This is a genomic window from Streptomyces sp. H39-C1, from assembly GCF_027158125.1.
In the GTDB taxonomy this organism is placed as follows: domain Bacteria; phylum Actinomycetota; class Actinomycetes; order Streptomycetales; family Streptomycetaceae; genus Actinacidiphila; species Actinacidiphila fildesensis.
On the sequence record NZ_JAPVLS010000166.1, the window covers coordinates 1 to 9,114 of the forward strand.

Annotated in this window: 10 protein-coding genes; 5 read left to right on the forward strand and 5 right to left on the reverse strand. The window is 69.3% G+C overall.

Annotation, left to right across the window (positions count from 1 at the left end; genetic code table 11):
• Positions 1–762: 762 nt before the first annotated feature.
• A complete protein-coding gene (locus tag O3W51_RS46090) occupies positions 763–1,104 on the forward strand; it encodes a hypothetical protein (RefSeq protein ID WP_244808925.1) in 342 nt (113 codons plus the stop codon).
• Positions 1,098–1,859: a hypothetical protein gene (locus tag O3W51_RS46095; protein ID WP_244808924.1), complete on the forward strand. Its 762-nt coding sequence runs from the start codon at positions 1,098–1,100 to the stop codon at positions 1,857–1,859. The genes O3W51_RS46090 and O3W51_RS46095 overlap by 7 nt, the downstream gene beginning before the upstream one ends.
• Positions 1,860–2,096: 237 nt before the next feature.
• Here O3W51_RS46095 and O3W51_RS46100 read toward each other — a convergent pair whose 3' ends face one another.
• The 5 genes from O3W51_RS46100 to O3W51_RS46120 are packed head-to-tail and all read right to left on the reverse strand — an operon-like array spanning position 2,097 to position 6,614.
• A complete protein-coding gene (locus O3W51_RS46100) occupies positions 2,097–2,555 on the reverse strand; it encodes a hypothetical protein (protein ID WP_138358296.1) in 459 nt (152 codons plus the stop codon).
• Between the two features lie 3 nt (positions 2,556–2,558).
• Positions 2,559–3,443, reverse strand: coding sequence for an ABC transporter permease (locus O3W51_RS46105; protein ID WP_203218415.1), 885 nt, complete (start codon positions 3,441–3,443; stop codon positions 2,559–2,561).
• On the reverse strand, positions 3,440–4,384 hold the full coding sequence (locus O3W51_RS46110) for an ABC transporter ATP-binding protein (protein WP_138358298.1): 945 nt from the start codon (positions 4,382–4,384) through the stop codon (positions 3,440–3,442). Before O3W51_RS46110 ends, O3W51_RS46105 begins: the two co-directional genes overlap by 4 nt.
• Before the next feature lie 57 nt (positions 4,385–4,441).
• Positions 4,442–5,932 carry a sensor histidine kinase gene (locus O3W51_RS46115; RefSeq protein WP_138358300.1) on the reverse strand — a complete coding sequence of 497 codons (1,491 nt, stop codon included), beginning with the start codon at positions 5,930–5,932 and terminating at the stop codon, positions 4,442–4,444.
• A gap of 1 nt (position 5,933) precedes the next feature.
• Positions 5,934–6,614, reverse strand: coding sequence for a response regulator transcription factor (locus O3W51_RS46120; RefSeq protein WP_138358302.1), 681 nt, complete (start codon positions 6,612–6,614; stop codon positions 5,934–5,936).
• A gap of 354 nt (positions 6,615–6,968) precedes the next feature.
• On the opposite strand from O3W51_RS46120, the gene O3W51_RS46125 reads away from it, so the two are divergent.
• The 3 genes from O3W51_RS46125 to O3W51_RS46135 form a co-directional block, all read left to right on the forward strand.
• The gene (locus O3W51_RS46125) at positions 6,969–7,349 is read left to right on the forward strand and encodes a BlaI/MecI/CopY family transcriptional regulator (RefSeq protein WP_138358304.1); all 381 of its coding nucleotides are present in this window, start codon (positions 6,969–6,971) and stop codon (positions 7,347–7,349) included.
• A gap of 52 nt (positions 7,350–7,401) precedes the next feature.
• A complete protein-coding gene (locus O3W51_RS46130) occupies positions 7,402–8,307 on the forward strand; it encodes a M56 family metallopeptidase (protein ID WP_269289960.1) in 906 nt (301 codons plus the stop codon).
• Between the two features lie 86 nt (positions 8,308–8,393).
• A partial coding sequence (locus tag O3W51_RS46135; RefSeq protein WP_269289961.1) for an MFS transporter occupies positions 8,394–9,114 on the forward strand: 721 nt, incomplete at its 3' end.

Below are 9,114 nucleotides of genomic sequence, written 5' to 3' on the forward strand. Positions count from 1 at the left end.
GGGCGACGGCGCATGCCAGCCGGTGAACGATGTCGGAAAGCCGTGTGCGGGAGAACTGCATGCACGGTTTGAAGCGGCGGGGACTGGAAACGGAGCGTCAGCCACCGCGCCAGTCCCCGACCCTACTAAGGTCTCTGTCGTTCCAGCGGGAAGGCACTTTCTGCGTGAAGTTGTCTAGCTGGCGGCTCTGACCTTGGGTGATGTCGCTGAGCAGGGCTCTGGCCTGGGCGGATCCGTCTTTCTGGATCTTTCAGCTCGTGCCCGGTTGTGCAGTTGATACTCCCCACACGTTTCCCAGAGGCGCTCGCACTCCCCAAATTCTGCCCAAGAGGTACTGCCGTAGGAGCATCGCCTGTCTCGTCTGGCGGTGCAGGTGTGGGTCGTGCCGATTCGCTTTGCGTAAGCGCTCAGAGGAGGTGTCCGCATTCGCCCAGTCAGATGTCGCGGAAGGGACCTGCGAACGCGGTGACCTGCCGCGATGAGGGGCTGATGCCAGCTGAACTGCGTGAATGACCTTTCAGCTGTTTCACGTTCGTGCCGGTTGATGGGGTCGGAAGTCCCAGGAAAGTCCCAGAGGACTCCCAGTGCTGACGGCCGCCCTTTCGGCTCTATACGCCAATGCGGGCTCGTCGAAGGCCCTGTTGTCGACGAGGGTGCTGGAACCTTGATGTCAGGTGACTGGTGCTCGGTGGATCTTTGCGGGATCGTAGATTTCTGATGATCGACGATGACTCTGCAGTCGCTGGCGGGAGGGAGCCGACGGTGCCCGCCAAGCCTCGGGCGCCCTACAGCGAGCGGCCCGTCGCGCGGGCCCGGCGGGCGAAGGCGCAGGAGTTGGTCGAGCGGCTCGTCACCGAAGGGCGTATCCGGATCACCGCTCCCGATGACGACGAGGTCGCGGAGTGGCGGCGTGTTGTCAACTATGCGAAGCGGCACGGTCTGGAACCGGTGGGCAAACGCATCGAGAAGCTCCCGTACTGCGGGCCGGGGCTGGAACTGTTCCTCGCGGAGGGCCCGCATCCCAACGCACGGAGTCAGCCGCCGAAGGACCGCGGGGGTTCTGTTCCTATCCCTGCGCGACGGTGCATCTGCACCCGATGGTGACCGCGCTCAAAGACGATGAGCGCCGATTTGTCATGCCGTCTGCGCTGCGCCGTAGGTCGCTCCTGCTGTTGCAGGGTCTGGCGGCTGAGGCGGTCCGGCGAGGGTACGAGGTGCGGAAGGCCGGGTCGTTCTTCTACCCGCGCGAGGGCGGAGTGGACGTCGCTGTCGGCTCCTTCGCATGTGCGGTCACCGTCAGACAGGAGTTTCCGGAGTCCACAGATCCGGAGCGCTCCGTTCGTCTCGTCGTGGAGCTCGCCCACGGCTTGGCCGGTCGGCCCGGTCGTTGGCGGGATCGGAAGACCCGGACGCTCGAAGGAGCCCTGGGCGTGATCCTTGGAGAGATCGAGGCGCGGGCGGTAGAGGACGCTCGGCGCAGGCAGGACGAGCAGCAGGCCAGCGCGGAACGTGCACTTCGTTGGCAAGCTGCCATGGACGTGGCGAAGGAACAAGCTGTTCGTGAACAGCTTGCCCAGGTGCTGCGCGAAGAAGCCGGGCGCTGGCAGGAGGCCGCTGCCCTCCGTGCGTACTGCATGGCATTGGAACGTCGCATCGGCGAGTTGGAGGGTGTTGCGGACGAGACGACACTGGACTCGGCTCGACGCTGGTTGGAGTGGGCAGGGGGGTACGCGAGGTCGATCGACCCCCTGGGCAGGCTTCCGAAAATGCCGCACACACGTGAACTCACGCCGGAGGAACTCAAGCCGTACCTCCAGGGATGGAGCCCTTACGGGCCGGAACGGCGCGACGGACTATGACGTGAGCGACCGACCAACGTACGTGTAGGTTCCCGAATCAGATGTCCTCTGGCAACGGGCTCACCAGGTCGTTTGACGTTGTCTCAGTGCGTGTCCCCATGATGGTTCGTCTCATCGGGGTGGCCTCGGCATCGGAGAAGGCATCATGCCGTCCGCGCGGCGTCGAAAGCTGCCAAGTCAGGTTTCGACGCCGCACGTTTACGATGGGACAGGGTGAACTGGTAAAGGTTGGGAGTGCTAGCCGTTGGGGTTCAGGGCGCCGTCGAATTCGAAGACGGGGTTGGGGACGTCGGTGCCGGTCTTGTCGGTGATGGTGACCAGTCCAATGAGCTTGGAGGGGCCGCCGGCGACGAAGGTGGAGTCGGCCTTGATCTGCAGTTCGAACTTACCGGTTTGGACCTTGTGCTGGTCGTCGTGGAAGGTCATCATGCAGATCCAGTCGGCGCCGGAGCCAACGTCGGCGACCTTCGGGCCGCCGCGGTCGCAGTGGGCGGAGGCATCGATCCCGGCGGCGGTGATCCCGGGGACACCGAGGATTCCGGCCTGCTGGACGTAGAGGTTGGCGAACGTGGGCGCTAGCGCCTGTTCGACGCGGGTGCGGGTGACGTCGGGGCTTCCGGCGGCGGTCGTGGCGGCGATGACCGCGGCGGCCAGGGCGAGGATCACGCCGACCTTGAGTGTGCGGGTGCGGTTCATGGGTCAGCCTCCGGTGATGTCGCGACGGCGCAGCGAGATGTAGGCGCAGCCCAGACACACGGTGGTCCAGGCTGCACTGACGGCCAGGCCGATGGCCAGCGGGGTGTGGAAGGGGTGGGCGGCGAGCAGCCCGTGCCAGGTGTCCAGGGGTGTGGTCAGTAGGAACTGGCGAGTGAGGTCGATTCCGCCGATGCTGCCGAGCAGTCCCATCACCAGCCCGAGGACGACGGGTGCGGCGACTCCGGCGGAGGGGTTGCGTGTGGTGACGGAGAGCAGGATCGCCAGGGCGGTGAAGCCGATCAGGGGTGGCAGGGCGGTGGCCCAGGAGGTGATGACCAGTTGAAGTGCCGTGTCAGGTGCGATCAGCTGGCCGCTGAGTCCGGTCAGCGGCTGGGTGCCGATGAGGAGCACGCTGGTGATGATGGAGCTGGCGGCCAGGACGGTCACTGCGGCGAGGGTGAACAGGGTCGCGGTGATGGTCTTGGCCCAGAAGATCTGGGTGCGGCTGACGGAGCGGGTCAGGATGGTTTTCCAGGTGCCGTGCTGGTCCTCATTGGCGAAGATGTCGCCGGCGACGAGGGAGGCGAGCACGGGGAAGATCCACTGTGAGGCGAAGGCTAGGAGGAACAGTGGCATGGCGAAGCCGCTGGTGTGGATCTGCCGCCCGAAGATCGTGTCCTTGGGTGTCTGTTGCTGGCCGTTGAAGACCAGCACGATGGCGATCGGTGCCAGCACGCAGCCCAGGAGGGTGTAGCGGCTGCGGGCCTGGGCTGCGAGTTTGGTGATCTCCCAGCGCAGGGCGGTCCCGGTGCCGGGCCGCCGGGCGGGGGCCGGGCCGATGGTGGGCACTGTTGTGGTGCCCGGTGCGGTGGTGGTGGGTGCGTTCACTGATGCGCTCCGCTGCTGGCCGGGGTGTCGAGGGAGGTGGGCTCGGTGAGCATGAAGAACAATGCTTCCAGCGGCGCCTCGTCCAGGCTCAGGCCGCGCAGCGCGATGCCCTCGCCGAGGATGGCGCTGATGAGTTTGTCGATGTGGTCCTGCGGTCCGCGCACAGCGAGGGTGTCGTCGGTGCGGGTGACGTCCAGGCCCTGGTCGCGGGCGAGTTTCTCGGCCGCCGTGTCGTCGGTGGTGGTGAGGCGGTGTGCCTGGGCGGGTGCTTGTTCGCGCAGGGTGGCGATCGAGCCGTGGTAGACGACCGATCCGGTGCGCATGATGGTGACGTCGTCGCAGATGTGCTCGACCTCGCCCATGTCGTGGCTGCTGAGCAGCACCGTCAGGCCGCTGGCGGCCAGGCGCTTGACCAGGGCACGCATGTCGCGGATTCCGGCAGGGTCCAGGCCGTTGGCGGGTTCGTCCAGGACGAGCAGCTTGGGGTCGCGCAGCAGGGATGCGGCGACACCGAGGCGTTGGCGCATCCCGAAGGAGTAGCCGCCGACCTTGCTGCCCTGGCGCTCGGTCAGGTCGACGGTGTCGAGGACCTCGTCGATGCGTTCGGTGGTCGCTCCGCCGTCCAGGCCGGCCAGGAGTTGGAGGTTTCGGCGGCCGGTCAGGCCCGGGTAGAACTTGGGGCTCTCGATGAATCCGGCGACGCCGTCGAGCACCTTGACACCGTGGGTGTCCCAGGAGCGGCCGAAGACGTCCAGGGTGCCGCTGTCGGGGCGGATCAGGCCGAACAGCATCCGCAGGAAGGTGGTCTTGCCCGCGCCGTTGGGGCCCAGGATTCCGTAGACCTCGCCTTCGGCGACTTGGATGCTGATCTTGTCCAGGGCGGTCAGGGCCCCGTAGGTCTTGGTCAGGTCGGCGGCATTGACCGCCAGCGCTTGGCTCATGCGCCCCGATGCTAGAGATCGCACATGAAGGTGCGATGAAGGCGGGTCCTGGCCGGTTCAGGCGGTTGCGGGCAGGATCACGGTGACGGTGGTTCCGGTGTCGCGGTGGCGGCAGGCAGGATTGTGGTCGCCGTCGACGTGGTGGTGCACGGTGCTGGAGCAGATCCGCAGGCCGCCGCGGTGTGCGCGCACGATGGAGTGCACCAGGGACAGGCCCAGACCGGTTCCCGGTGAGGTGTGGGAGGCGTCGGCGCGGGCGAACCGCTCGGTGGCGTGCGGCACGAACAGCGGGTCCATGCCGGGGCCGTGGTCATGCACCAGTAGCAGGACCGCGCCCTGATCGCCGCAGGCGGTGACGGTGACGATTCCGGCGCCGTGCCGCAGGGCGTTGTCCAGGAGATTGGTCAGGACCGGGGCCAGTCGTGCCGCGTCCCCGCGCACGGTCAGGTCTGGGGCGCTCTCGCTGAGCAGGACCCGGTTTCTGGGGGCGGCCGCGGCCCGGTAGCGGTCGACGAGGCATGCCACGAGCTCGCCGACATCCACCGCCGTCGTACGGTGGCCGCCCATCGGCTGGACACCCACGGTCAGGAGGGTCTCGGCCAGAGCGATGAGGTCCGCGGTGTCAGCGGCGGCGGCCCGCAGTGCCTGCTCCATCTCCTCCTTGATCCGTGGGCGGCGCAGGGCCAGTTCCAGTTCGGTGGACAGCAGCGTCAACGGAGTCCGCAGTTCGTGACTGGCGTCGTTGACGAAGCGCCGCTCGCGCTCCAGTGCGGCGTCCAGGGCGGTCAGCATGTCGTTGAGTGTGCGGCCCAAGCGGGCGACTTCGTCGTGCGAAGCGTCCGGAACGGCCAGCCGAACACCGGTGGCGCCAGCGGCGATACGGGCCGCCTCGGCCCGGTAGCGCTCTACCGGGAGCAGTGCCGCGCGGGCCATGCGATAGCCGACCAGCGACGCTATGACCAGCGTGGCGAGGTCCGCCAGCGCCAGCTGGCCGATGAGTTCGCGTAGCGCCTCGTCGCGCTGGTCGCGGCGCACCGCGGTCACTACCACGGCGGGCGGTCCCGCCGCGGTGACAGCGCCGGGTGCGAGGGGGATCGCGTACAGGCGCAGCGGATGAGTGCTGATCGGCAGCAGGGCGCCGCGATCTGCCAGCTGCGGGCCGTGAAGCGCTGCCGCCAGCTCCTGCGGGCGCAGCAACGAGGTGTCGGCCACGCCGGGGCCGTGGGCCAGGACCCGGCCGGTGGAGTCGAGGACCTGGAAGTAGGAGCGGGCCGCCCCGGCGTCGAGAGTGCCGCCCGGTTTGGCGAGGCCGGCGCTAACTTGATCGGCCTGACCACTGAGATCTTCGTTGATGCGCAGGTCCAGGGCGTACTCGACGCGCAGGTACACGAAGGCGCCGGCCCCGGTGAGCACCAGCAGGATCGCCGCCGCGAACCCGGCCACCAGGCGCACCCGCAAGGGGAGCCTGGCCCAGGCGGCGGCGACCGGTCGGCGTCGCGGGGCCGACCGGTCGGCCTGCTCCGGCAGTACTGCGCTGACTGTCGGCATGTCAGCCGCCGTCCGCTTGCAGGCGGTAGCCGGCACCGCGCAGGGTTTCAATCGCGTGCCGTCCGAAGGGCTTGTCGACCTTGGCGCGGAGCGTGGCGATGTAGACGTCGATGACATTGGACCGCAGGTCTCTCTCGCCGTCCCACACCTCGGTCAGGATCTCGTAGCGGGTGACGCACTGCCCGGCGCGGCTGAGGAGCAGCGCCAGCACGTCGAACTCCCTGGCGGTCAGTTCGATCTCCGTGCCCCCGCGAAAGACCCGTCGCCGAGCGAGGTCAAGCACCAGGTCGCCGGCGTGCAGCTCGGATCCTTCGGCGGTCCCGCCGGAACGCCGGTGCAGGGCCCGCAGCCGGGCCAGCAGTTCGTCGAAGGAGAACGGCTTGGGCAGGTAGTCGTCGGCGCCCGCGTCCAGGCCGGCGATCCGGTCGGCTATCTCACTGCGGGCGGTGAGCATCAGCACCGGCACGGACAGGCGGCGCAGGCGCAACTCCCGGCACACCGCCGTGCCGTCCAGGCCCGGCAGCATCCCGTCCAGCACCACCGCGTCGTAATCGCCGACCACCGCGGCCTGCAACCCCTCGGTACCACTGTGCCGCACATCGACGCTGTGACCGGCCTCCCGCAGCCCACGGGCGAGCAGATCGGCCAGCCGTCGTTCGTCCTCCACCACGAGAACTCGCACCGCTCCCCCTTCCGGGCAATGGCCACCTTTAACCGACCGGCGTGCCCGGCCATGTCGCGCAGGCCCACGATGCCGCCCTGGGCGTGACCCGGAACCGGCCCGCGGCCTAGCTGTGCCGCCTCCGCATCCCGGACGCCCCTGGAGATCCCCGGCTTGCTGGCACTCGCACAGCTTATCTACATCGTGTAGTAGCTTGGGTGGCCGGTCCGCGCGCAGCCGACCCCGCGGCGGCGCACGTGGAGGCTAACCTCTGGGTTGGCCTTGGCCGCACTGCGCGCGGTCACCGCAATGTAAGCGACCGACCGGTGGCAGGGCGGCAGCGAGCGGACCTGCAGACGAAGGAGACGGTGAGCCATGCGTGATCCAGTGCGCAGCGGCGGACGGCGGGCCGCCGGCGAGTTGGAGAGCGATGTGCTGGGCGTGCTGTGGGCGGCGCCGGACGAGCTGACGTCGGCCCAGGTCAACGAGGCACTGCCAGGGGACCTGGCGCACACCACGGTCATGACGATCATGGCCCGGCTGCACGACAAGGGCATGCTCATCCGCCGGCGTGTGGGGCGCGGGTACGCCTACACCCCGGTGCGCGACGAGGCCGCGCACACCGCGGAGAAGATGGTCTCCCTACTGGAGCACGGATCGGACCGCGAAGCGGTACTGGCCCGCTTCGTGTCCGAGCTGAGCGAGCGGGACGAGCAGCTGATGCAGCGCCTGCTGCGCGGGGACCTGGGGCACTGACCCGGTGCGCATCAGGGTCTACATCCCCTTCGCGGTCAGTACCCTACTGGCGGTGCTCTCGCCCCGCCTGGCACACCGGCTGCCGCCGCGCGCGGCATCCTGGTCGTTGCTGTGCGCGGCCGTGGTCGCGGTGGCGGGCTGGGCCGGGACGCTGGCCTTGCTGACATTCATCGGCTTCGGCCAGATCCCCCTGGTGGCGTTCTTCGGGCAGTGGTCCACCACGGTCCTGCACGCCCAGGACCCCCTTCCCGTAACGGTGGCAGCCGTGTCCGGCGCGGTCCTGGCGGTGATGACCATCGCCCTGGGCCTGGCCTCGTGGTGGCGCGGCCGGGTGCTCGTGCAGGCGTACCAGGAGTGCCACCGAATGCCCGGGGACACCGAACTGGCCGTGATCGACGACGCCCGCCTGGAAGCCTTCGCCCTGCCCGGCCTCTCCCGGCCGGGCGGCAGGATTGTGGTGTCCACCGGCATGCTGCAAACCGTGGGGCCCACCGAACGCGAAGCCCTGATGGCGCACGAGCGCGCTCACCTGCGCCACCAGCACCACTTCTTCCTGGTCACCCTGCAACTCGCCTCCGCTGCCTGCCCGCTGCTGCGGCCCCTGGCAGCCGAGGGAGCGTTCACCGTCGAGCGCTGGGCGGACGAGGACGCAGCCCTGGCGGTCGGCGACCGGACCGTGGTGGCCCGCGCCCTGGCACGCGCAGCCCTGGCCAAGAAGAACACCAGTCCTCCCTCCGCCGCACTGCTCGCCGCTACCGGCGGCCCGGTGCCACGCCGGGTTAAGGACCTGCTTGCCCCGCCACCTGGACGGCGGCGGATGCCGCTGGTGGTCTTCGCCCTGCTGCTCGCACTGTGCTGCACCAGCCTGGCCGAGGCCGCCCACGACACCGAGAAGCTGTTCGAACACGCCATACACGCCGACACCACCGCCGCCCCGGTCAACCCGCGCACGTGGTGAGCCCCGCAGGCGACGATGACCGCGCGGAGCGGGCCGCCTCCAGCACCACGCGTCCCCCCGCTGCGGGCGCTGCGGCGCGCTGGCGGATGTGGCCGCTGTACGCGGCCGGGTTCACCACCGCCTTCGGCGCGCACGGCATCGCCGCCAACCTCGGCTCCTTCACCACCCACCACCACGAGTCGCTCCTGGTCCTGGGCGGCCTGCTGGCCCTGTACGACGGCGCCGAAGTCCTCCTCAAGCCGGTCTTCGGCACCGTGGCCGACAAAATCGGAGCCCACCCGGTGCTCCTGGGCGGGCTGGTCGCCTTCGCCGCCTTCTCAGCTCTGTTCGCGGTAGCCGGCGACCCGGCGCTGCTGTGGCTCGCGCGTCTTGGCCAGGGCGCCGCTGCGTCCGCGTTCTCCCCGGCCGCTTCCGCCCTGGTGGCCCGGCTGAACCCGAAGGCCAAGTACGGGCGGGCGTTCGGGTCCTACGGCTTCTACAAGAGCCTGGGCTACACCGCCGGCCCTCTGTTGGGCGGCGCCCTGGTCTACGGCGGCGGCCTGCCGCTGCTGTTCACCGTGATGGCCGTCCTGGCCGGATCGGTCGCACTGTGGACGGGGATCTGCGTACCGGCGGTGGCGCCGATTCCCAAGCAGCGTCAGACGGTCGTCGACCTGGCCCGCCGGCTCACCCGCCCCAGCTTCCTGCGCCCCACCACCGCACTGGCCTTCGCCACCGCCGCCCTGTCGGTCGGCGTCGGCTTCCTGCCCCAGTCGGGGGCCGCTGCCGGGCTGGGCACCGTGGCCACCGGCGCGGCGGTCTCCGTGC

Coding starts and splice junctions, on each gene's coding strand:
- O3W51_RS46110 (WP_138358298.1), bottom strand. CDS start 4,384: ATGAGCCAAGCGCTGGCGGTCAATGCCGCCGACCTGACCAAGACCTAC.
- O3W51_RS46100 (WP_138358296.1), bottom strand. CDS start 2,555: ATGAACCGCACCCGCACACTCAAGGTCGGCGTGATCCTCGCCCTGGCC.
- O3W51_RS46095 (WP_244808924.1), top strand. CDS start 1,098: ATGGTGACCGCGCTCAAAGACGATGAGCGCCGATTTGTCATGCCGTCT.
- O3W51_RS46125 (WP_138358304.1), top strand. CDS start 6,969: ATGCGTGATCCAGTGCGCAGCGGCGGACGGCGGGCCGCCGGCGAGTTG.
- O3W51_RS46115 (WP_138358300.1), bottom strand. CDS start 5,932: ATGCCGACAGTCAGCGCAGTACTGCCGGAGCAGGCCGACCGGTCGGCC.